The organism is Gilliamella sp. ESL0250, from assembly GCF_013345045.1.
Lineage (GTDB): Bacteria > Pseudomonadota > Gammaproteobacteria > Enterobacterales > Orbaceae > Gilliamella > Gilliamella apicola_H.
On sequence record NZ_JAAEDV010000020.1, the window covers coordinates 1 to 22,713 of the forward strand.

Genomic DNA, 22,713 nt, shown 5'->3' on the forward strand with positions numbered 1-22,713 from the left:
AGACTTTTCATTCTTTGTCTCGCAAGTGCCCACACAGATTGTCTGTTTCTTCTTTTTAAAGAGCTGACAGCTTCAATATCTAATCAACTTTTGTTAATTTAGTTTGCTGTCTCAAGGGCTGCGTATACTACGCTACACTTTTTTATTCGTCAAGATCTTTTTTTCAAATTTTCGATCTTATTCTTAACTCACTCACCGCCTGCTTGTCGCTGACTGCGTGTCAGTGGATGCGCATTATAGGGGCTTTAAAAATTCGTGCAAGTATTAATTTTAATTTTTTTTCCGTTTGTTTTTTATTTGTTCAAATATTTTTATTCGTCACATTCTGTATAAACAAAATAAAAATCATTTGTTACTGAAAAAACAATTCATTAAGTTAATTTATATAGGAATATAAAGACCCCTCGTACTTTCAATACAGATTTTGAGTATTAATTTATATTCTGCTAGTAATTTTCAAATAAAAACTATTTATTATTTTTTTGAAGAAAAAATTCAGAGAGTTTTTTAATAAAAATATCTTGAAAAAATGCTAAATTTAAATGTGAGTGACATTATTTAGCGAATTCCACCGATAAGATATTTTGCTTTATTTTTGAAAATCAATTTTATTATGTTAGCTATCATTACACTTAAAATTAAAGTGGACACTAAGAAGGCCACAGCGCCCAACGATGCCAACCAACCATTGTCGGTTTTGATTATATTGCTTAGTGAGGACATATACACTAGATGTTCAAGCTCTAACACAATAATTTCATGAATAAAATAAATTGGAAAACTAATATTTGCCATATAAGAAAAGAATTTATATAGTTTCCCCTCATTTATTTTATGGTTGAGTCCATCTAAAAAATAGAGTGCTAATATAAATAATATGATCTTTTGTAATGTATCGTAATAAAGTTTTTCAACTACTAAATGGCTTGTATAACGATAAGTGAATGGAACAAGAAAACATAAACTAAAAAGGAATATCACCCAGTACAAATTATCTTTTATTGACTTCATGATGGTTTGATAATTTTGTTTTATCATCATACCAATTAGATAGACAGGGCCATAATGCAATAAATTTAAAAGCGGTTTAGTAAAATCGGGTTTAGTAAACATCACGACCCAAAACATAGCAATCAAACTTACGACGATTAAATTCTTTTTCGACCAATAAAAAAAGAGTGGCCCCATAAAATATACAATGATAATCATCGGTATAAACCACAAAGGTAGAAGCTGCGTACCAGTTAGCATCATACGAACTATCGTGCTGGTAATACTAGTTTCAGTTGATGAGAACCATGGTAAATCGGATAAATACTGATAATGGAAAAATATAAAGCAGAAAATTGATACTGAAATATAAGGACATACTACTGTCTTAATTTTTGATAAATAATATGATTTAGTATTGAATTTATAGGTTAAATGTTGAAATAAAAAACCAGCAATTAATACAAAAAAAGTAGTAAAATTAAACGCAAATAAATTCAAAAAAGAAAATAAATAACTATTAGCGATTAAATGAGTATTTTTAAACACCCCCAAACAGTGACTAAAAACAATCATAATAATTGCAACACCACGTAATACGTGAATGGAATGAATTTTTTGTTTTTTTTCTGTTACCATTTTAGATAGTGTAAATAATGAAATTAATTAGCATACATTACCACATTTTCATGTAACTAGAACCATCATTTACAAAAAAATTTTAGGCAAAACACAACAGATATAACAATATAAATCAATTAGTTATTATATTGTGTTTAAACTGGTTATCTAGCCAATTTATTAACAGCAAATGAACAAATAGGAATAATTTCACGTTCCTCTTGCTGTAATCGTTTAACGACAAGGTCTAACAAATTATCAGCAATACCTTGGCCTCGATATGCAGGATCGACATAAGTATGATTAATGGTAGCTTTATCTTTTCCCACTCTTGTAAAGGTCATTTCAGCAACTTCTTTATTATTAGCATCACAAGCATAAAAACGATCATTATCTTCTAAAAAACGTAATGACATAAAATCACCTATATACCATTGTCATTAATCGATCACTTGATAAATTCAAAGATTATTTTATGATAAGTTTAATCCAATATCAGCCAACTATAGGAAAGCTAACAAATAAACAATAGATGACTGTTTTAGGATTTTATCGTCAATCAGTCACCTATAATCAAGCAGTCAGATCTTTATCAATATTGATTATGCTTTAACGGCATAATTACCATTTAAAATAATCTTTTAGCCGTATTATACAGATCTATATCAAATGGACGTTTCATATTATTGATAGCTTCAATAATATTATGATGTACTAATTTACCATTTTGTACACCAACGCTTCTACCAGCCTGACCTTGTAGCAACAATTCAACAGCATAAGCTCCCATGCGAGAACCTAAAATACGATCATAAGGAACAGGAGAGCCACCACGTTGAACATGACCTAATACCGTTGCACGTGTTTCGTGATGAACCGCCGCTTCAATGTCTGCTGCAAGTTGGTTTACATCACACATATGCTCTGTAACAGTTACAATTGCATGTTTTTTACCTTTTGCAAAGCCCAGTTTAATTTCTTCGATTAGATCTTCTTTAGTATAAGAAACCTCAGGAATAATCATAAATTCACAGCCGCCAGCAACAGAAGCATTTAAGGTTAAATCACCACAGTCCCGCCCCATGATTTCAATAACTGAAATTCGGTTATGCGAAGAACAAGTATCACGTAATCTATCAATTGCTTCAACTGCTGTGCTAAGGGCAGTAAAATAGCCAATGGTATAATCAGTTCCACGAATATCATTATCGATAGTACCAGGTAAACCTATGCATGGAAAACCTTCTTCAGTTAATCGCATTGCTCCCATATATGAACCATCACCACCAATAACTACTAAAGCATCAATTTGATGTTTTTTTAAATTAGCAATGGCTTTTTGTCTTACGTTTTTATCTTTAAACTCTGGAAATCTAGCCGAACCAAGAAATGTACCACCACGAGTAATAATATCTGATACACTTGAACGCTCTAATTGAACAATACGATCTTCACAAAGCCCCATATAACCATCATAAATACCAAAGACATCCAATCCTTCTGCTAATGCAGTTCTTACAACACCACGAATAGCAGCATTCATTCCTGGAGCATCGCCACCACTGGTTAAAATACCTATTTTTTTTATCATATGAAACAACTCCAAATTATTAACTTTTCGTTATTATAGAGTCTTAACAGATATCTAACAATAGACAATAAAAGCTATTTTTGATTAATTTTTCTACTTCTTTATTTCGGTTGGCACAACGGAAATTGGATCTTGGTGAATAATCACTGTTGCTGGAGAGAACTCTTTAGAAATATGTTTTTCAATAGCATCGGCGATAGCATGTGCTCTAATTAAAGGCATATCATCATCTAGCTCAAGGTGCAATTGAATAAATTTCAAAGGACCTGCTTGCCGTGTTTTTAGCTCATGAAAACCTTGTACCTCAGGATATGAAGTAACAATTTCAGCAATTCTTACCTTATCGCTATCAGGCAAAGCACGATCAAGTAGATCCTGAATAGCACGATAAGCAATATGATAAGCGTTATAACAAATGTATAAAGCAATAAGCGATGCAAAGGCAGCATCAGCATAAGTAATGCCGTACCAACTTAAACAAAGTGCAATAATAACAGCAATATTCATCAGCATGTCGGAAGAATAATGTAGCATATCAGCCTGAATAGCATTACTGCTGGTCATTTTTACAACGTGTCTTTGGTATAAGACAAGAACAGCTGTAATTACAGCAGAAACTATCGAAACAGTAATTCCTAATAAAGGAAGCTGCAACTCGCTTGGGTGAATAAAAGAGCGAATACTAGAAAGTAATAAAATTATCGCAGAACCAATAATAAATGCGCTCTGCGATAATGCAGCCAACGATTCTGCCTTACCATGACCAAAAGTATGTTCATCATCTGCAGGTTTTAGCGCATAACGGACTAAAAAGAAATTGAATCCAGAAGCAAGTAAATCGATACTTGAATCCAATAATGACGCAAATAAGCTTATTGATCCCGTTAACCAGCAAGTAATCAATTTAATTAAAATTAGAAAAATAGAGATTAGAACGGCGCTCAAAGTCGCCCTTTTAACTAATCTTTCGTACAAATGTGAATTTGACATTTGATACCTATTTATTGATAGGATTCAATCCCTGATGGAAGAACTAACTGTTGAGCAACCTCGGCAGCTTTTGTTTTTCCTAACAATACCTCGATAATTTTTAAGGAAAAATCAATGGATGTCGCAGGACCTTGGCTGGTAATGACTTTATTTTGCTCATCATAATAAACTCTGTCAGCTTTCCAGTTTTTGAATGCCTCCTTAGTGGTTGGATAACCGGTCATATCAGCATGTGGGAATAAATTATGATGCTGCAAAACCATGGCTGGCGAAGCACAGATTGCAGCAACAATACCACCACTCTGGTGTGTTTGTTTTAATTTCTCGATCAATAATGGACAGTCTCGAAAATTTTCTGCACCTTTTACACCACCAGGTAAAATAACAACGTCAAAATCAATGTATTGAATATCTAAAATCGTTTTTTTAGCTAAAATTGTTACTCCTCGGGAACATTCAATTTCACGAGTATTCGAGATACTCGCGGTAGTCACTTTAATATCGGCTCTGGTTAATAAATCAATTGTCGTGACTGCTTCTGTTTCTTCACAACCATTTGATAAAAATACCAACGCTTGTTTTGTCATTGTTGTCCCTCTTTTGAATAAGTAACTGACTCATCATATTTAATAAAATGAGATTTATTTTACCCTTTCAATATTCGCACCTAATTTTCTTAGTTTTTCTTCAATATTATCATAACCACGATCAATATGATAAATTCGATCAACCGTCGTTAAACCTTCTGCTATGCAACCTGCTAAAACTAAACTTGCTGATGCTCGTAAATCCGTTGCCATGACTTGTGTTCCACTCAGTTTTTCAACGCCATGCGTAATTAACGTATTGCCTTCAATTTCAGCTCTAGCACCCATACGAATTAACTCAGGCACATGCATAAATCGATTTTCAAAAATCGTTTCTTTAATGATTCCTGTACCCTCAGCAACCATATTCAATAATGAAAATTGTGCTTGCATATCAGTAGGAAACCCTGGATGCGGAGCGGTGTGAATATTGACCGCTTTCGCTCTTTTTCCCTGCATATCTAAACAAATCCAATCATCACCAATTTCAATTTTAGCACCAGCCTCCTTCAATTTAGAAAGCACAGAATCAAGCAAGGTAGGATCAGTTTTACGACAAGTAATTTTACCTTGAGATATAGCAGCCGCAACTAAAAAAGTCCCTGTTTCAATGCGATCAGAAACGATCTCATGCACACCACCACCTAAACATTCGACCCCTTCAATTTCAATACGCATAGTACCAGCACCGGTAATTTTAGCGCCTAGCATATTCAGGAATTTAGCTGTATCAACAATTTCAGGTTCACAAGCTGCATTTTCAATTACAGTTTTACCCTCAGCTAAAGTAGCAGCTGACATAATAGTCACGGTCGCACCAACACTCACTTTATCCATAACAATATGAGCACCTTTCAGTCGTCCATTTACCGATGCTTTAACATAACCTTCATCAAGTGTAATTGTCGCCCCTAATTGTTCAAGACCCGTAATATGAAGATCAACAGGTCTTGCACCGATAGCACAGCCACCAGGTAATGAAACTTGTCCTTGTCCAAAACGAGCAACAAGCGGACCTAAAGCCCAAATTGAAGCGCGCATCGTTTTAACTAGCTCATAAGGTGCACAATAATTATTAAGATGACCTGCATCAAGATGAATAATATCACTTCGTTCACATTTTACGCCTAGCTGGCTTAACAATTCCAACGTTGTGTCGATATCTTTCAATTTGGGAACATTTCGAAGCTCTACTGGTTTTTCAGCTAAAATCGCAGCAAATAAAATGGGTAGCGCAGCATTTTTTGCGCCAGAGATAACCACATCACCATTTAGCGTGGTTGGACCTGTTACGTGAAACTTTTCCATTATTAACTCTTATGCATGATAAATTAGTGAATATTATAGAAGTTATTTACTAATAGATAAATGTATTTCATGAAAAAATTGAAATACACCCTTCTTCTAAATCAACGAAAAGTAAATAAAATTAAGGGCTATCGAAATTTCATCATATTACCTAATTTAATAATAATTAGTATTAATCAATGATTGACTCAGGCTAATTAGCATCTTATATTGGAATACATTAATTTTTAAATATAATTTGAGTTATGAGATATGGTTAACAAGGATTTAATATCTCAGTATAAGACAATAACGTTCAATTAAGAGAAAAGGTATGTTTGATTCACTCGCTAAAGCAGGAAAATATCTAGGCCAAGCAGCTAAATTAATGATTGGCATTCCTGATTATGATAATTATGTTCAGCATATGAAGCTCACTCATCCAGAACAAACACCCATGACTTATGAAGAGTTTTTCAAAGAGCGTCAAGATGCAAAATATAGTGGCAAAGGTGGATTTAAATGTTGCTAAAGACTAAGGGACAATAAATGACAGACCCTATTTCATCTTCATTATTACCTGTTACCTTATTAACTGGTTTTTTGGGCTCCGGTAAAACAACACTTATTAATTATCTGTTAAAGCATAACCATGATGAGAAAGTAATTATTATCGAAAATGAATTTGGTCCAGTAAATATCGATAGCAGTTTATTAAATGTTAGTACCGAAATTCAAATTGTCGAAATGACTAATGGGTGTATTTGTTGTACCGTACAAGGCGAACTTACTGAAGCATTACATAAATTACACACAAAGCGTTTAACAGGCGAATTACAATTTGATCGGCTGATTATCGAAACAACTGGACTTGCCGATCCAGCACCAATCATTCAAACCTTTTTTATTGATGATTTAATTCGAGAAACAATTCAACTTGATGGAATTATTACTCTTGTCGATGCCAATCATATTTTAAAACATCTTAATGAACATCCGGTAACCCTTTCACAAATTGGTTTTGCAGATCGTATTATTTTAACTAAAACTGACTGTATTAGTGATCAACAAAAAGCCGAAGTGATTAATCGAATTCATAAAATCAATCATAAAGCCACTATCTTTGAAGCTATAAAAGGGCAAATACCAAAATCACAATGGCTTGATATACATGCCTTTGATCTCAGTGATGAACTAACAATAAATAAAGGCTTTTTTGTTATCAACCCAACGAAAAAACTTGAAGTAAACTTTCAACCACTACCAATCCAAAAACAAGCAACATTATGGGGTGATAATATTTGTTCTTATCTTTTTGAAGCTGGTGAGCTCGACCTGAAAAAGATTGGCAACTTTATGGAGAGCTTAGTCGAACAATATGGTAACGACATGTTACGCTACAAAGGTGTTTTAGCTATCAAAAATAACAATCAACGATTGATTGTTCAAGGTGTACATAAAATCGTAGGATTTGACTATGGTTCTCCTTGGCAAAATTTAGCAGAAAGAATATCTCGATTAGTAATTATCAGTCGTACGTTGCCATTTGATGAATTAAATAAATCATTTTTAAAAACAATATCAGACCAATAACAAAAATTAATGCATTAAAAAGGCAAATTCACATCCTATTTTTATACTGAAACACATACTTTCCTGAAACTTCTTTACAAATTAACTGGCATAGAGCAACTCACATCTCTAATAGCCACACTTAATTTAATTTGCTACCATAACCGCCTTTTAAACATGATAAGACAAGCAACACAATACATGGATTACGATATCGCAATCATAGGACTTGGACCGGCTGGCAGTACACTAGCTCGTTTACTTAACCCGTCTTTTAAAGTCATTGCATTAGATACAAAACATCAAACAGGAGATGGAGGATTTCATAAACCTTGTGGTGGACTATTAGCAGATGATGCACAAAGGGCCTTTGTTCGGCAAAATTTGAACTTACCAGCTGATATTTTAACGAATCCACAAATTTTTAGTGTCAAAACTTATGACTTACAAACCAAACTTGTTCGGAATTATCAACGAAGTTATGTGAGTTTCGATAGGCATAAATTTGATCTATGGCTAAAATCACTAATACCATCAAACGTCACCGTCCTTCATAATACACTTTGTAAAGAAGTTAGACGTATCATTGATGGGTATCAAATTACCTATCAAGATGAAAATAAAAATGAACACAATATCACCGCACAATATGTGGTCGGTGCTGATGGCGCAAATTCCCTTGTGAGGCGGATGCGATATCCTCAGCATACAATAAGACAATATGTGGCGATACAGCAATGGTTTCCAGAACTGCATCCAAACCCTTTTAATTCGTGTGTATTTGATAATGAATCGACAAATTGCTACGCTTGGAGCATTTCGAAAGATGGCTATTTTATTTTCGGTGGCGCTTTCCCCAAAAAAGTAGCAAATCAAAATTTTGAAAAATTAAAAGAAAAATTAGCAACACAAGGATTCATTTTCGGTAAACCGCTAAAAACAGAAAAGTGTTTAGTCGTTTACCCAAATCGATTGCGTGATTTTTACACTGGCAATGAGAATATATTTTTAATTGGTGAAGCAGCTGGTTTTATTAGTGCAAGTTCTTTAGAAGGTATTAGCTATGCTTTGGATAGTGCTGAAATTTTAAGTAAAATTTTAAACAGCCACCACCCCAAACCTAATAAATGTTATTATCAACGCACAATTCCACTACGATTAAAACTTTATTGCAAAATTTTCAAAGCTAAACTATTAACAACCCCTTTATGGCGTAAATTGATAATGAAAAGCAAGATTGAGCATATTGAAAGAATTGAGTAACATAAAATCAAAAATAAGCATAGTATAAGAATAATAATGAAATATATGAGGAAATATCAATTATGTTTGATGTCGAAGATTTAATTCGTTTTAATCACGAATGGTCAGAAAAAATTGAGCAAGAAGATCCAGAATTTTTTAAACAGCTTGCCGTTGCACAAAATCCAAAATTTTTATGGATCGGTTGTTCAGATAGCCGTGTTTCAGCAGAAAAACTTATCCAGTTAAAACCAGGTGAGCTATTTGTTCATAGAAACGTAGGCAATCTTGTTATTCATACCGATCTCAACTGTTTATCAGTAGTGCAATATGCTGTAGATGTACTTAAAATTGAAGATATCATTGTTTGTGGTCATTTAGGTTGTGGTGGAATTCGTGATGCGGTTGAAAATCCTGATTTAGGGTTAATTAATAACTGGCTACTGCATATTCGTGATCTGTGGTTTCGAAACAGCTCACTACTGGGTCAATTTCCACCCGATATCCGCTTAGATGTGTTATGTGAACTCAATGTAATTGAACAAGTTTACAATCTTGGCCACTCCACAATAATCCAATCAGCATGGCAACGAGGCCAAAAAGTGAATTTACATGGTTGGGTTTACGGTATTGATAACGGTAAGATAACCGATTTACATATCACATCATCCAGCAGTGAAAATCTTGAAATTAATTATCGTGAGGCAATTTCTTATCTTTTAAATTTACATAAGTCACAAAAATAACCCAATTTTTTATTTAAAACGATAAATAACTTGATTGCTGCTTCCTCGCCACAATAAGCGAGGATCAGCAAGTTCTTGTATAAATTTTCCATCAATTAGCACATCAATGTAAGGAATAACGGCTTTTTGTTCGACAGTTAACTCATCAAGTTTATACCCAGTCCAAAGCCAGATATCTTTACTATCACACTCGGATTTAACGCGTTGAACCAGTCTTAATATCGTTGACACATTTTGTGGATGCAAAGGATCACCGCCAGATAACGATAACCCTTGCCGTTTTATCTCGGTATCTTGTAAATCTTTGATAATTTGATCTTCAAGCGATTGCGTAAATGGCAAACCAGAATTTATTCCCCATGTACTTTTGTTATAACAACCAGGGCACTGATGTACACAACCAGCGACAAAAAGCACGCAGCGAGTTCCTTCACCATTAACAACATCGACAGGATAATAACGATGATAATTCATAAGTATCGCATTTATTATTAACCAATTTGACCATTATTCAAATGTTTAACCCGACGTTTCACCTCTTCTTGTTTTCCAGCATTAAAAGGACGAGCATCAGGGCTACCTAAGTATCCGCAAACACGGCGAATCACAGACACTTTTGAAGATTCATGATTACCACAACTTGGGCAAACAAAGCCTTTACTCGTACACGAAAACTCACCGGTATAACCACACTCATAACATTCATCAATGGGCGTGTTAGTTCCATAATAAGGCACTCGAGTATAACTGTAATCCCAAACATCTTCTAATGCTTTGATGTTGTTAATCATATTTGGATATTCGCCATAGCAAATAAATCCACCATTTGCGATAGAAGGATACGTTTTTTCAAATTCGATTTTTTCGTATGGATTAACCTTTTTCTCGACATCAAGATGAAAACTGTTTGTATAATAGCCTTTATCAGTAACACCAGGAATTACACCAAATTCAGCTGTATCAAGTCGGCAGAATCGATCACATAAGTTTTCGCTTGGTGTACTATATAAGCTAAAACCATAACCAGTTTCATCCTTCCATTGATCTACCGCTTTACGTAAACGCCCAACAATTTCTACCCCCTTTTCACGTAATTTATCACTATCAAATGGGTGAGTTTGATTTTCGTAAAGTGCATTTAAGGTTTCATGAAGACCAATATAACCTAAAGAAATTGAAGCGCGACCATTTTTGAAAATCTCAGAAACACTATCGTCTTCGTTAAGTCTCACACCACAAGCACCTTCCATGTATAAAATAGGAGCTACCCGAGCTTTTACGCTATCAAGTCGAACAATACGCGTCATTAACGCTTTTTTACATAGCGCTAAACGTTTATCTAAAATTTCCCAAAAACGCGTTTCATCACCTTTAGCTTCAATGGCTATACGCGGCAAGTTTAGACTAATTACACCTAAATTATTACGACCATCATGAATTAATTGACCATCTTCTTCATATACACCTAAAAAGCTTCGGCAGCCCATTGGCGTTTTAAATGAGCCAGTAACTTCGACAACTTTATCGTAGTTTAGAATATCTGGGTACATACGTTTACTTGCGCACTCTAAGGCAAGTTGTTTAATATCATAATTAGTATCACCTGGTTTATGATTAATACCATCTTTAATTGCAAAAACCAATTTCGGGAAAACAGCCGTTTTATGATTTTTACCAAGTCCTTTAATGCGAACTTTTAAAATAGATTCTTGAATTAAGCGTGATTCCCAACTTGTTCCTAAACCAAAACCAAAAGTAACAAACGGCGTTTGACCATTAGCAGTATGTAAAGTGTTCACCTCATATTCTAGAGATTGAAACGCATCGTAACACTCTTTTTGAGTTCGGCTTTTAGCATAATCTTCTGGGGTTGGGATATTCCACTCTTCTGCCACTTGTTTGTGTTTGTTATAACTGATGGTAACAAATTTCGCTAAAACTTCATCGATGCGATTAATAGTCGTCCCGCCATAAATATGGCTAGCGACTTGTGCAATAATTTGCGCAGTTACTGCTGTCGCTGTCGCAATTGATTTTGGTGGCTCAATTTCAGCATTACCCATTTTAAATCCGTTAGTTAACATACCATCTAAATCAATTAACATACAGTTAAACATCGGGAAAAATGGCGCATAATCTAAATCATGATAATGAATTTCACCACAATCGTGAGCGCGTGCAATGTCTTTTGGTAATAAATATTGTTTAGCATAATGCTTTGCCACAATACCAGCGAGCAAATCACGTTGAGTTGGAATCACCTTGCTATCTTTGTTAGCATTTTCATTTAAAATAGCAACGTTACTTTGCTCAATTAGCCCACGAATATCTTGATTTAGCCGGCTACGTTCTTCACGAGCGCGATCACGATCATGGCGATACTCAATATAAGTTCTTGCTAATTTTTTATACGGACCTGACATCAACTGATTTTCAACCGCATTTTGAATTTCGTTAATATCGACACTTTCTCGCTCAGTCATTTGATTGGTAACAATACGAGCAACCGTTGCACAATAATCTGGATCATGAACATTGGCCGCCACTGCAGCTTTGACAATGGCATCTTTGATTCGAGTCTCATTAAATGCAGTTTGGCAACCATCACGTTTAATTACTACAGGCATACATCTCCTCAATATTCATTAATAATTAGCAATTGGCATAGGTTTTATATCACTAAAAATATTCATGTAATTATTACTCTTTTATGATATAAAACAGAGTTTTCACATCGCTTAGATGATACTATATATAGTGTTTATTTTGAAATTATACACCATATATAGTGTTTTTCTAGGTTTTTTAATAAATAAAATAACTTGACAAGTTTAAAGTCAATAATGACAAGCATTTATGAAATACTAAGATGGAAGACGGGAAAAAAGAAATAAATCCACTAGAAAAACAAATAAACAAAAGTGCAAAGATTACTTGCACTTTTGTATACCAAAATAAGATTATTAATCAAACAAATTATGATTCAATATTTAGCCAATCCGTATGGAACACACCTTCTTTATCAATACGTTGATAGGTATGAGCACCAAAATAATCTCGTTGTGCTTGAATCAAATTAGCGGGTAATACCGCCGAACGATAGCTATCATAATAAGCAATAGCCGCCGAAAGTGTTGGAACAGCAATACCTTGTTGTACGGCTAAAGACACCACATCACGCAATGATTGTTGATAAGCTTCAACCGTTTGGTTAAAATATGGTGCTAATAGCAGATTATCAATCTCATTATTATCAGCATAAGCATCGGTAATTTTTTGTAGGAATTGTGCACGAATAATACACCCTGCTCTAAAAATTTTAGCAATTTCACCATAATTTAAATCCCATTGATATTTATGGGAGGCGGCTTTTAATTGTGCAAAACCTTGCGCATAAGAGATGATTTTACCCATATAGAGAGCTTTACGAACTTTCTCTATCAGTTCTTTCTTATCGCCACTATAAGGCTCTTTTTGCGGACCTTTTAACACTTGTGCTGCCGCAACTCGTTGATCTTTAATTGCAGATAGGTAACGAGCAAATACAGACTCAGTGATTAATGATAAAGGCTCACCCAAATCTAAAGCGCTTTGGCTAGTCCATTTACCTGTTCCTTTATTGCCTGCAGCATCTAAAATCACATCAACTAAATAATTACCTTCTTCGTCTTTATGTTTGAAGATATCAGCGGTGATTTCGATCAAATAACTATCTAATTCACCTTTATTCCAATCAGTGAAAACGTCAGCAAGTTCATCATTAGTTAAACCAGCGGCATGTTTTAACACCGAATAACTTTCCGCTATTAGTTGCATATCGCCATACTCAATACCATTATGAGCCATTTTCACATAATGGCCTGCCCCATTTGGACCGATATAAGTCACACAAGGTTCGTTATTAGCCTTAGCTGCAATTTGCTCTAATATAGGTGCAACTAATTTATAAGCCTCTTTTTGTCCACCTGGCATAATTGATGGGCCCTTGAGTGCACCCTCTTCACCACCAGAAACACCCGCACCAATAAAGTTAAATCCTTCATCTGATAACGTTTTATTACGGCGAATTGTATCTTCAAAATAAGCATTACCACCATCGATAATGATATCGCCTTTATCTAAAAGTGGACGTAGTTCATCAATTACAGCATCTGTACCTTTACCTGCTTGAACCATGATTAGGATGCGACGTGGTTTTTCTAAAGAATTGACGAAATCTTCAATGGTAAAATAAGGAACCAATTGCTTATCAGAATGTTCAGCCATGACTTGCTCTGTTTTATCTTTAGAACGATTATAAATAGCAACAGAAAACCCACGACTTTCAATATTGAGCGCAAGATTTCGCCCCATAACTGCCATTCCAATAACACCGATTTGTTGTTTTGACATGAGTTGGCTCCTTTATTAAACCTTTATAACCTTAACCATAAGGCTTTTTAACAACATCTAAAACTTAATTAAGTTTTATAAATTACGCTATATTTTGCCATAAAAAAAGCCGTATCAGAATATAATACGGCTCTTTTTCATTACATTAATGATATTTACTAACAACTGAGCAAATCATGAACGCTTCATCATTTCGAAAAACTCATCGTTGGTCTTAGTCATGGCAAGTTTATCAATTAAAAATTCCATCGCATCAGTCTCGCCCATTGGGTTAAGAATTTTGCGTAAAATCCACATTTTTTGTAGTTCATCTGGTGAAGTCATTAAATCTTCTTTACGAGTACCAGAGCGATTAAAGTCAATTGCTGGGAACACACGACGTTCAGCAATTTTACGAGATAAATGGACTTCCATATTCCCCGTACCTTTGAACTCTTCGTAGATAACTTCATCCATTTTAGAGCCTGTATCAATCAACGCAGTTGCAATAATAGTTAAACTACCACCTTCTTCGACATTACGAGCCGCACCAAAAAAGCGTTTTGGACGATGTAACGCATTAGCATCGACACCACCAGTTAATACTTTACCGGATGATGGAACAACCGTATTGTATGCACGAGCCAAACGGGTGATTGAGTCTAATAAAATAATCACGTCTTTTTTATGTTCAACCAAACGTTTTGCACGTTCAATTACCATTTCAGCGACTTGAACGTGTCTTGCTGCTGGCTCATCGAAAGTCGAAGCAACAACTTCGCCTTTAACTAGGCGTTGCATTTCGGTCACTTCTTCTGGGCGCTCATCAATCATCAATACCACTAATTCACACTCAGGATGATTGACTGCTAGACTTTGAGCAATATTTTGTAAAAGCATTGTTTTACCTGCTTTTGGTGGTGCAACAATCAAACCACGTTGTCCTTTACCTATTGGTGATGCCAAATCAAGTACTCTTGCTGTGATATCTTCAGTTGAACCATTACCTCGTTCCATTCTTAAACGAGAATTGGGATGAAGTGGAGTTAAGTTTTCGAAAAGAATTTTGTTGCGGGCGTCTTCTGGCTTATCGTGATTGACTTCGTTGACTTTTAACAAAGCAAAATATCGTTCACCTTCTTTTGGCGGACGGATTTTACCCGCAATAGTATCACCAGTCCTTAAATTAAATCGTCGAATCTGACTTGGCGACACGTAAATATCATCTGGTCCAGCTAAATAAGAACTATCGGCTGAACGCAAAAAGCCAAATCCATCTTGCAAAATTTCCAGTACACCATCACCAAAAATATCTTCACCACTTTTAGCATGTTGCTTTAAGATTGCAAAAATAATGTCTTGTTTTCTAAGGCGGGCTAGATTTTCAAGCCCCATTTTTTTTTCACCAAGCGCTACAAGCTCAGAGACAGAAGTGTTTTTTAATTCAGTTAAATTCATAATTTTAAAAATTCTTGAGGATAAAATTGATATGTTTGCAATTAATATTATTTTTGTCTATTTGTTTCATTTACTTATAAAAAAATTCTCTCTCTTACAACACATAAATTCAATCGATTAATAAGCTTTTGATGATAATTGAAGATCTGGATATAGAATTTCACCACTTTACCAATAAAACAATGAATTTGTAGAAAGGAATATTTGTAAGAGGCTAGCAATTTACACTAAAAATACTAATATGTCTATATTTAATTGAATTAGTTATTCTAAGTTACTAAACCTAGTAAAAAGATAGAATCCAAAAGAGTAATATATAACTCATTACTCTTTTAACAACTCGTATCCAAATATAGGATATCTATTATAATTGCGGATCGATAAAATCTTTAAGCTGAGCTTTAGATAAAGCCCCTACTTGAGTGGCAACTACTTGTCCATTTTTAAAAATCAATAAGGTAGGAATCCCTCGAATACCAAACTTAGGTGCTACATTTGGGTTTTCTTCAACATTTAATTTAGCAATAACGATTTTATCAGCATATTCTTGAGCTATTTCTTCCAAAATCGGAGCAATCATTTTACAAGGTCCACACCAAGATGCCCAAAAATCAACAAGTACTGGTTTTGCTGATTCATTAATTGTTTTATCGAAAGTAGCTTCCGATAACTGAACGATATTATTACTCATTTTTATCTCCAACATATTTTACCTAATGCAATAATAGATGAGTTTAAATTACTCGACTAGTAATTAGTATAATAGGATATAATTATTAGTGATGCCACTGTATTTAGTATGTTATAATCTCAAAATTCTGATAATTATATCCGCAACCATAATGATTCAATCATATCTTACCAAAACAACTTTTAGTCAATTCCCCCTTCATCCTTTAGTGTTAAAAGCGCTTGAGAAAAAAGGGTTTGTTTATTGTACCCCTATTCAAGAAAAAACATTACCATTAACTGCTAAAGGAACTGATATTGCTGGACAAGGACAAACTGGAACTGGCAAAACAATGGCATTTTTGGCATCAACATTTAATCACTTGTTGAACCATGAACCTTTGCCCGATCACAAAACCAATCAACCAAGAGCTATTATTATTGCACCAACACGCGAATTAGTTGTGCAAATTTATCATGATGCTGAAGTTTTATCTGAAGAAACGGGCTTAAAATTAGGGTTAGCTTTCGGCGGCGATGGCTACGATAAGCAATTAAAAACACTCTCTACTGGTGTCGATATCTTAATTGCAACAACAGGGCGATTGATTGATTATGCGAAGCAAAATTACATTAATTTAGACGCAATTCAAGTTGTCGTGTTAGACGAAGCTGATCGCATGTTCGATTTAGGATTTATCCGCGATATACGTTGGGTTTTCAAACATATGACCCCACCACAAAAAAGGTTAACTATGTTGTTTTCTGCAACATTAACACATAATGTGCGTGAATTAGCCTTTGAACATATGAACAATCCACAATATGTCGAAATTGAACCGGAACAAAAAATTGGTCATCGCATCAAAGAAGAGCTATTTTTCCCATCTAATGAAGATAAATTAGCACTTTTACAAACCCTGATTGAGGAAGAGTGGCCAGATCGTTGCATTGTGTTTGCTAATACCAAAGTAACTTGCGAAAAGATTTGGCGACATCTTATTGCAGATGGTCATCGCGTTGGATTATTAACTGGCGATATTGCTCAGAAGAAGCGCTTATCAATTTTAGAGCAATTTACACAAGGTCACCTTGATATTTTAGTCGCCACCGATGTCGCTGCTCGAGGATTACACATTCCTAATGTTACCCATGTATTCAATTATGATTTACCTGATGATTGTGATGATTATCGACATCGAATTGGACGAACAGGGCGTGCAGGAGCCGAAGGTTACTCGATTTCGTTAGCCTGTGAACGTTATTCGCAAAATTTGCCTGCTATTGAAAAAGTAATTGATCATGCTATTCCCGTGAGCCAATATGACCCTTCAGCATTATTGGTTGACTTACCAACACCAAAACCTTTTAGGCGCCCACCTCGTAGAAAATCTTCAAACTAGATATAGTAGGTAGGGAATTAATATCATCATAAAAAGTTAGCTAATAATGCAATGGTACTTTGCTATAAATTATTTTTAGGTAGCTTTTTGTGATATTACTAATCTATTGTAATTAACATGGCTTGCCAAAATTATTCTTCATGTAAATTTTTATTCATCCGCTCTAAAAAACATTGGTATTCAAGCTCAATTTCATTTTTAGTTTCCTTTGATAAAGTAGCAACATGAAATCGATTCAATGAACTATATAAAACAAATAATATATTCATTGAAATGGCTTCCTTTTTCTTTTTTATCTTATAATATGCACTTAAATACCCTACTTGTTGAAATGTTTCGACATCTTTGATGCCAACACTGCACAATAACCTTTCTAATGACAAGGTCATATTGGGTAGTTCTTTTATCCGATTTGCTTTAATTTCATTTTTTTCGTGTAGCTCCTTTTTAGTATATGTGATCACCATATTTACCATAGTGACTAATTTTTCTTGAGCCTTAAAAAGTTCCTCATCAACTTTATAGTAATCAAGTAATTTCGTTGACATCCCCATTGTTATACTCAACGGCTGCATACCTAAATCAATAAAAAATGAGCGATAATCAGGATGCCCTCTTAAATAAAAATCTTTTTGGGTAATCCAGCCAAACATTGTATCTTTACTATTAACGCTAAATCCACCAAAAAATGTTTTGATTGAAATATCTTCAATGTCAGAAAGTACTGTTAAAATTCGATTTGCAAATATTGAGCACATAATTAATTTCCATCTGAATTTTATTAAGTAACCGAAATAACTTACTGGTTAATCTAAATTATAGCTATGCTATATTCAAACTATTTCTAAATAAATTCATAATTATGGGATCTGCATTCCATATATAAAGATTAAATATATTATTGCTTGATAAATTATATTTTTGTGAAATTGGAACAATTTTTGTAAAAAAATAGCATTAAGAAAAAATAAATCTTAATAATTCTTAACAAAAGAAAAATAGCTTTAACATTGTTATTCTGTCGTAATAATTATACAATCAAAACCTGTTAACTTAATGGTACTTAATTTTTGTCGAATTGAATCAACATGATAAAAAACATTTTTGCTTTATTTTTTATGTTTTACTCTTTTGTCGCATCTGCCGATAAATTACCCTTAATTGATTCGTTAATACTTTGTACCCCTGAATTTTTTAAACAAGTTTATACCCATAAAGATGAATTAGAAAAATATACTGACATCAAAAATTTTAACCAAAACCAAGCTTACATTCCTGTAGAAAATCGTTCAGATATCGCCAAAAACCATGTTAATTTCAAAACCCCCATGACTTATAAAAACCTAAAAATTACAGGCTATTATGATAGTGCTATGGATCTTGGCAAAATGGGAAAATATTATTTTTGGGGATTTATCATCGATAATGATATTAATCAAATCAAAGAAGCATTGGGGTTTATAGATTGGAAAAATATGGAGGATAACCTACTTTATATCGGAAATCCAAAGGTACGAAGTATTAATGATGACATCCAAACCTGGCATAAAAATACCGGTACTGTTGTTGGAGTAAAAACCATTCCAGCACCGAATACTACTGAAAAACTACTATTACTTGAAAAAAGTCCAAATATGAATCTTCTTATTTGTTCTATTCAAGGTATTGTAACCCCTGAACTACTCAAGCAAGAACGACCAGACATTCTTCAATAATTAAAATTAAATCGCTAAATCATCCATTTCACCCGTGCGAATACGAATAACCTGCTCAACATTATAAACAAAAATTTTGCCATCACCGATTTTGCCCGTTTGAGCGGTTTTCATAATAGTTTCGATACACATATCTAAAATATCATCTGAAACAACCAGCTCAATTTTCACTTTGGGTAAAAAATCAACCATATATTCTGCACCACGATAAAGCTCTGTATGGCCTTTTTGCCGCCCAAAACCTTTAACTTCAGTTACTGTCATACCGGTAATACCTTGCTCGGCAAGCGCTTCTCGAATATCATCAAGTTTAAATGGTTTAATAATTGCTTCAATTTTTTTCATATCTATTTTCCTTTAATTCAAAATTACCAATTTTTAAACCCAAAAGCAGAAGTAATTGGATAACGTCGACCTTTGCCAAAGTTACGAGCTGTGATTTTCGGGCCAACAGCTGATTGGCGACGTTTATACTCATTGATATCGACCAATTTAATCACTCGCCTTATTGTCGCCTCATCATAACCTTGTGCAATAAGTTGTTCAATGGAAAGATCGTGTTCGACATAACCTTTCAAAATGCCATCTAAAATATCATAAGGAGGTAAGCTATCTTCATCTTTTTGATCAGGTGCTAACTCCGCTGAAGGTGGTCGTGTTATCACTCTCTCAGGAATAACATAAGAACGCGTATTTCGGTATTTTGACAACGCAAACACCATGGTTTTAGGGACATCTTTCAGCACATCAAAACCACCAGCCATATCACCATAAAGGGTTGCATAACCTACCGACATTTCACTTTTATTACCCGTTGTTAGCACCAAACTACGACGCTTATTTGACAGTGCCATTAAAATAACACCACGACAACGGGCTTGTAGGTTTTCTTCCGTTGTATCTTTTTGTGTATCTAAAAACAGTGGGCTTAGCGATGACATAAATGCATCAAACATCGGCTCTATTGAAACAATGTTAAATTCAACCCCCAATATTTCGGCTTCTTCTTTGGCATCTGCAATACTAATATCGGCTGTATAACGAAACGGCATCATCACCGCTTGCACTTTATCTTTACCTAAAGCATCAACCGCAATAGCAAGCGTTAAAGCAGAATCAATACCACCAGAAAGCCCTAATACTGCGCCTTGGAAACCATTTTTAGTCACATAATCGCGAGTTGCAAGTACTAATGCATCATAAACTGAAGCTAATTGGTTATTTTCATTCTTATCAATTATCACGGGATGATTTATACCCAATTGAAAAGCAACAATTTGTTCTTCAAATGAATTTAGCTGACAAACAATTTCACCGTGTTCATTACAAACAAAAGATCCACCGTCAAAAACTAATTCATCTTGCCCCCCCACTTGATTGACATAGATAATAGGTAACTCTGTTCGTTTTGCATGTCGTTTAACTAAATCATGTCGATGTTTTTGTTTTGCATAATCGTAAGGCGAAGCATTAATTGCTACCACAAAATCAACTTGAGCTTGTTTAATATCATCGATTGGCTGATTTTGCCAAAGATCTTCACAAATTAACAAACCAATCTTTTGACCTTTAAAATTGACTACGCTAGTTTGCTTGTCAGCAGAAAAATAACGCTTTTCATCAAATACATCGTAATTGGGTAGCCATTGTTTATGATAGCGAGCTAACAATTTTCCATCACAGAAAAAGGAAAGCGCATTATAAATATTTTGATCTTGCCAATGCGGATGACCAACAATGACTGCACACTGTGTACTTGCTTGTTGAATTAATGATAATGCGTTTTGACAACGTTCTTTAAAATCAACACGGAAAATTAAATCTTCGGGTGGATACCCACACAAAGCAAGTTCTGAAAAAATAATGAGATCGTCGGATGAGTGGCTGTTTATCAATTCAATAATCTGTTGAGCGTTCCCTTCAATATCGCCCACACGCCAATTTTTTTGTGCTAAAACAATAGATAAAGACATATAAAATTTAGTATCACAAATCGAATTTATCATTAAGTTTAAATGATTCTAAGTTGCACTGCCACTTTTTTATCGCTAACATGCAACAATAAATTGGCTTTGACTTGTCTGGAAATTATTATGCAAAAAATATTAAATGTGGCATTAGCTAAACGCAGTTACCCCATCACTATTGGTGAAAATCTACTAAGCGAATTTCAACATTTTAAACTCCAAGCTGGTCAACGCGTGCTTATTGCTACGAATGAAACTATCGCTCCCCTTTATTTACAAACATTAATTGATATGCTTGAAAAGCATGGTATAAAGACCGATTCAGTCGTTGTTCCTGATGGTGAGCAGTATAAAACGATGGAAACATGGAATACGATACTCACAGCCTTGCTTGCCCATAATCATACCCGAAGCTCAATCCTTATTGCACTTGGTGGAGGCGTCATTGGTGATGTTGCTGGATTTGCCGCATCAGCTTATCAACGTGGCATTAAGTTTATTCAAGTACCCACCACACTACTATCTCAAGTTGACTCATCTGTAGGTGGCAAAACCGCAATTAATCATCCACTGGGTAAAAATATGATTGGCGCATTTTATCAACCGCAGTCAGTTGTCATTGATCTCAATTGTTTAAAAACATTACCGCAACGAGAACTTTCGGCAGGACTTGCTGAAGTGATAAAATACGGTATTATTTTAGACCCCGAATTTTTTAATTGGTTAGAACAACATATAGAAGATTTATTAAATTTAGATGTTAACGCATTAAGTTACTGTATTTACCATTGCTGCGAACTAAAAGCAAAAGTGGTTGCTGCTGACGAGACTGAACAAGACATGCGCGCCATTTTAAATCTTGGTCATACTTATGGTCATGCGATAGAAGCAGAATTAGGCTATGGAAACTGGCTACATGGCGAAGCCGTCAGTGTCGGTATGCTAATGGCTGCACAAACCGCAAAATTACTTGGTAAATTAACTCAAGCAGATATTGAACGGATTAAAAACTTATTAATTCGTGCTAAGCTACCGGTTAACAGACCAACAACAATGCCGATTGAATCTTACCTACCACACATGTTACGAGACAAAAAAGTACTATCTGGACAATTACGGCTAGTTGTACCCACTGAAATTGGGCACGCTGAAGTGATGGATGGCATTGATAAAGACGTGGTATTTCAATCTATACAACTTACTTAATCAATGATTGATAAAACTAGTCGCATCGTTGATAGTAAGTTAAGAAACTACGTTAATGAATATATATAACAAAACTAACGCCGTATCACAAATAAGCGATATGGCGCTTATATCATATTCGGTTATATTTTTTGTAAAAAATATTCAGGATTCTATACCGTTTCGCGATTAATTTAGACTTCGCAATATCTATTCGTTAAAACATGTGATAACCATCGTATCAATCAAAAATTCACAAAACCGGCTTGTCCACACATGAATGGCAAAGCCATAAGAGATAGGTACTTTAATGAAGAAA

Annotated in this window: 21 protein-coding genes; 7 read left to right on the plus strand and 14 right to left on the minus strand. The window is 34.6% G+C overall.

Annotated features, from left to right (window positions below; all coding sequences use genetic code 11):
- Positions 1 to 558 precede the first annotated feature (558 nt).
- The 6 genes from GYY69_RS12285 to murA all read right to left on the minus strand — a co-directional run bounded on the left by GYY69_RS12285 (position 559) and on the right by murA (position 6,087).
- Complete coding sequence (locus tag GYY69_RS12285; protein ID WP_174797944.1) at positions 559 to 1,629, minus strand: acyltransferase family protein; 1,071 nt, start codon at positions 1,627 to 1,629, stop codon at positions 559 to 561.
- A 146-nt stretch (positions 1,630 to 1,775) separates the two neighbouring features.
- Entirely contained in the window at positions 1,776 to 2,027 is a 252-nt protein-coding gene (locus GYY69_RS12290; RefSeq protein WP_174797945.1) for a GNAT family N-acetyltransferase, read from the minus strand.
- 212 nt (positions 2,028 to 2,239) lie between these two features.
- Entirely contained in the window at positions 2,240 to 3,202 is a 963-nt protein-coding gene (gene pfkA / locus GYY69_RS12295) for a 6-phosphofructokinase (RefSeq protein ID WP_174797946.1), read from the minus strand.
- Positions 3,203 to 3,295: 93 nt separating this feature from the next.
- The gene (locus GYY69_RS12300) at positions 3,296 to 4,192 is read right to left on the minus strand and encodes a cation diffusion facilitator family transporter (RefSeq protein ID WP_174797947.1); all 897 of its coding nucleotides are present in this window, start codon (positions 4,190 to 4,192) and stop codon (positions 3,296 to 3,298) included.
- An 11-nt stretch (positions 4,193 to 4,203) separates the two neighbouring features.
- Positions 4,204 to 4,779, minus strand: a complete 576-nt coding sequence (locus GYY69_RS12305; protein ID WP_174797948.1) for a DJ-1 family glyoxalase III — start codon at positions 4,777 to 4,779, stop codon at positions 4,204 to 4,206.
- A gap of 54 nt (positions 4,780 to 4,833) precedes the next feature.
- Complete coding sequence (murA, locus tag GYY69_RS12310; protein ID WP_174797949.1) at positions 4,834 to 6,087, minus strand: UDP-N-acetylglucosamine 1-carboxyvinyltransferase; 1,254 nt, start codon at positions 6,085 to 6,087, stop codon at positions 4,834 to 4,836.
- Between the two features lie 313 nt (positions 6,088 to 6,400).
- On the opposite strand from murA, the gene GYY69_RS12315 reads away from it, so the two are divergent.
- The 4 genes from GYY69_RS12315 (at position 6,401) to can (ending at position 9,626) form a co-directional block, all read left to right on the plus strand.
- Positions 6,401 to 6,598, plus strand: coding sequence for a YbdD/YjiX family protein (locus GYY69_RS12315; RefSeq protein ID WP_174797950.1), 198 nt, complete (start codon positions 6,401 to 6,403; stop codon positions 6,596 to 6,598).
- Positions 6,599 to 6,615: 17 nt separating this feature from the next.
- Positions 6,616 to 7,659: a CobW family GTP-binding protein gene (locus tag GYY69_RS12320; protein WP_174797951.1), complete on the plus strand. Its 1,044-nt coding sequence runs from the start codon at positions 6,616 to 6,618 to the stop codon at positions 7,657 to 7,659.
- A gap of 180 nt (positions 7,660 to 7,839) precedes the next feature.
- A complete protein-coding gene (locus GYY69_RS12325) occupies positions 7,840 to 8,901 on the plus strand; it encodes an FAD-binding protein (RefSeq protein ID WP_202985015.1) in 1,062 nt (353 codons plus the stop codon).
- A gap of 62 nt (positions 8,902 to 8,963) precedes the next feature.
- Positions 8,964 to 9,626: a carbonate dehydratase gene (can, locus tag GYY69_RS12330; protein WP_065638422.1), complete on the plus strand. Its 663-nt coding sequence runs from the start codon at positions 8,964 to 8,966 to the stop codon at positions 9,624 to 9,626.
- Positions 9,627 to 9,635: 9 nt separating this feature from the next.
- Here the strand turns inward: can and nrdG are convergent, their stop codons facing one another.
- The 5 genes from nrdG to trxA all read right to left on the minus strand — a co-directional run bounded on the left by nrdG (position 9,636) and on the right by trxA (position 16,146).
- Positions 9,636 to 10,100 carry an anaerobic ribonucleoside-triphosphate reductase-activating protein gene (nrdG, locus tag GYY69_RS12335; RefSeq protein ID WP_174797953.1) on the minus strand — a complete coding sequence of 155 codons (465 nt, stop codon included), beginning with the start codon at positions 10,098 to 10,100 and terminating at the stop codon, positions 9,636 to 9,638.
- A 17-nt stretch (positions 10,101 to 10,117) separates the two neighbouring features.
- Positions 10,118 to 12,253, minus strand: coding sequence for an anaerobic ribonucleoside-triphosphate reductase (gene nrdD / locus GYY69_RS12340; RefSeq protein WP_174797954.1), 2,136 nt, complete (start codon positions 12,251 to 12,253; stop codon positions 10,118 to 10,120).
- A gap of 349 nt (positions 12,254 to 12,602) precedes the next feature.
- On the minus strand, positions 12,603 to 14,018 hold the full coding sequence (gene gndA, locus GYY69_RS12345) for an NADP-dependent phosphogluconate dehydrogenase (protein ID WP_174797955.1): 1,416 nt from the start codon (positions 14,016 to 14,018) through the stop codon (positions 12,603 to 12,605).
- A gap of 174 nt (positions 14,019 to 14,192) precedes the next feature.
- Positions 14,193 to 15,455, minus strand: coding sequence for a transcription termination factor Rho (gene rho, locus GYY69_RS12350; RefSeq protein WP_034910472.1), 1,263 nt, complete (start codon positions 15,453 to 15,455; stop codon positions 14,193 to 14,195).
- 364 nt (positions 15,456 to 15,819) lie between these two features.
- Positions 15,820 to 16,146: a thioredoxin TrxA gene (trxA, locus tag GYY69_RS12355; protein ID WP_174797956.1), complete on the minus strand. Its 327-nt coding sequence runs from the start codon at positions 16,144 to 16,146 to the stop codon at positions 15,820 to 15,822.
- Positions 16,147 to 16,297: 151 nt separating this feature from the next.
- Here trxA and rhlB point away from each other — a divergent pair, with 151 nt between their 5' ends.
- A complete protein-coding gene (rhlB, locus tag GYY69_RS12360; RefSeq protein ID WP_174797957.1) occupies positions 16,298 to 17,527 on the plus strand; it encodes an ATP-dependent RNA helicase RhlB in 1,230 nt (409 codons plus the stop codon).
- A 131-nt stretch (positions 17,528 to 17,658) separates the two neighbouring features.
- On the opposite strand, the gene GYY69_RS12365 is transcribed toward rhlB, so the two are convergent.
- Positions 17,659 to 18,285 carry a TfoX/Sxy family protein gene (locus GYY69_RS12365; protein WP_174797958.1) on the minus strand — a complete coding sequence of 209 codons (627 nt, stop codon included), beginning with the start codon at positions 18,283 to 18,285 and terminating at the stop codon, positions 17,659 to 17,661.
- 330 nt (positions 18,286 to 18,615) lie between these two features.
- Here GYY69_RS12365 and GYY69_RS12370 point away from each other — a divergent pair, with 330 nt between their 5' ends.
- Positions 18,616 to 19,242: a hypothetical protein gene (locus GYY69_RS12370; RefSeq protein WP_174797959.1), complete on the plus strand. Its 627-nt coding sequence runs from the start codon at positions 18,616 to 18,618 to the stop codon at positions 19,240 to 19,242.
- A 6-nt stretch (positions 19,243 to 19,248) separates the two neighbouring features.
- Here the strand turns inward: GYY69_RS12370 and glnB are convergent, their stop codons facing one another.
- On the minus strand, positions 19,249 to 19,587 hold the full coding sequence (glnB, locus tag GYY69_RS12375; RefSeq protein WP_065638414.1) for a nitrogen regulatory protein P-II: 339 nt from the start codon (positions 19,585 to 19,587) through the stop codon (positions 19,249 to 19,251).
- Positions 19,588 to 19,610: 23 nt separating this feature from the next.
- Positions 19,611 to 21,248, minus strand: coding sequence for an NAD+ synthase (locus GYY69_RS12380; protein ID WP_446718905.1), 1,638 nt, complete (start codon positions 21,246 to 21,248; stop codon positions 19,611 to 19,613).
- 87 nt (positions 21,249 to 21,335) lie between these two features.
- Here GYY69_RS12380 and aroB point away from each other — a divergent pair, with 87 nt between their 5' ends.
- Entirely contained in the window at positions 21,336 to 22,415 is a 1,080-nt protein-coding gene (gene aroB, locus GYY69_RS12385) for a 3-dehydroquinate synthase (RefSeq protein ID WP_174797961.1), read from the plus strand.
- Positions 22,416 to 22,713: the final 298 nt, after the last annotated feature.

Excerpts from the sequence above, each read along its gene's own strand:
- GYY69_RS12285 (WP_174797944.1), bottom strand. The coding sequence starts at position 1,629 with ATGGTAACAGAAAAAAAACAAAAAATTCATTCCATTCACGTATTACGT.
- GYY69_RS12290 (WP_174797945.1), bottom strand. The coding sequence starts at position 2,027 with ATGTCATTACGTTTTTTAGAAGATAATGATCGTTTTTATGCTTGTGAT.
- pfkA (WP_174797946.1), bottom strand. The coding sequence starts at position 3,202 with ATGATAAAAAAAATAGGTATTTTAACCAGTGGTGGCGATGCTCCAGGA.
- GYY69_RS12300 (WP_174797947.1), bottom strand. The coding sequence starts at position 4,192 with ATGTCAAATTCACATTTGTACGAAAGATTAGTTAAAAGGGCGACTTTG.
- GYY69_RS12305 (WP_174797948.1), bottom strand. The coding sequence starts at position 4,779 with ATGACAAAACAAGCGTTGGTATTTTTATCAAATGGTTGTGAAGAAACA.
- murA (WP_174797949.1), bottom strand. The coding sequence starts at position 6,087 with ATGGAAAAGTTTCACGTAACAGGTCCAACCACGCTAAATGGTGATGTG.
- GYY69_RS12315 (WP_174797950.1), top strand. The coding sequence starts at position 6,401 with ATGTTTGATTCACTCGCTAAAGCAGGAAAATATCTAGGCCAAGCAGCT.
- GYY69_RS12320 (WP_174797951.1), top strand. The coding sequence starts at position 6,616 with ATGACAGACCCTATTTCATCTTCATTATTACCTGTTACCTTATTAACT.
- GYY69_RS12325 (WP_202985015.1), top strand. The coding sequence starts at position 7,840 with ATGGATTACGATATCGCAATCATAGGACTTGGACCGGCTGGCAGTACA.
- can (WP_065638422.1), top strand. The coding sequence starts at position 8,964 with ATGTTTGATGTCGAAGATTTAATTCGTTTTAATCACGAATGGTCAGAA.
- nrdG (WP_174797953.1), bottom strand. The coding sequence starts at position 10,100 with ATGAATTATCATCGTTATTATCCTGTCGATGTTGTTAATGGTGAAGGA.
- nrdD (WP_174797954.1), bottom strand. The coding sequence starts at position 12,253 with ATGCCTGTAGTAATTAAACGTGATGGTTGCCAAACTGCATTTAATGAG.
- gndA (WP_174797955.1), bottom strand. The coding sequence starts at position 14,018 with ATGTCAAAACAACAAATCGGTGTTATTGGAATGGCAGTTATGGGGCGA.
- rho (WP_034910472.1), bottom strand. The coding sequence starts at position 15,455 with ATGAATTTAACTGAATTAAAAAACACTTCTGTCTCTGAGCTTGTAGCG.
- trxA (WP_174797956.1), bottom strand. The coding sequence starts at position 16,146 with ATGAGTAATAATATCGTTCAGTTATCGGAAGCTACTTTCGATAAAACA.
- rhlB (WP_174797957.1), top strand. The coding sequence starts at position 16,298 with ATGATTCAATCATATCTTACCAAAACAACTTTTAGTCAATTCCCCCTT.
- GYY69_RS12365 (WP_174797958.1), bottom strand. The coding sequence starts at position 18,285 with ATGTGCTCAATATTTGCAAATCGAATTTTAACAGTACTTTCTGACATT.
- GYY69_RS12370 (WP_174797959.1), top strand. The coding sequence starts at position 18,616 with ATGATAAAAAACATTTTTGCTTTATTTTTTATGTTTTACTCTTTTGTC.
- glnB (WP_065638414.1), bottom strand. The coding sequence starts at position 19,587 with ATGAAAAAAATTGAAGCAATTATTAAACCATTTAAACTTGATGATATT.
- GYY69_RS12380 (WP_446718905.1), bottom strand. The coding sequence starts at position 21,248 with ATGATAAATTCGATTTGTGATACTAAATTTTATATGTCTTTATCTATT.
- aroB (WP_174797961.1), top strand. The coding sequence starts at position 21,336 with ATGCAAAAAATATTAAATGTGGCATTAGCTAAACGCAGTTACCCCATC.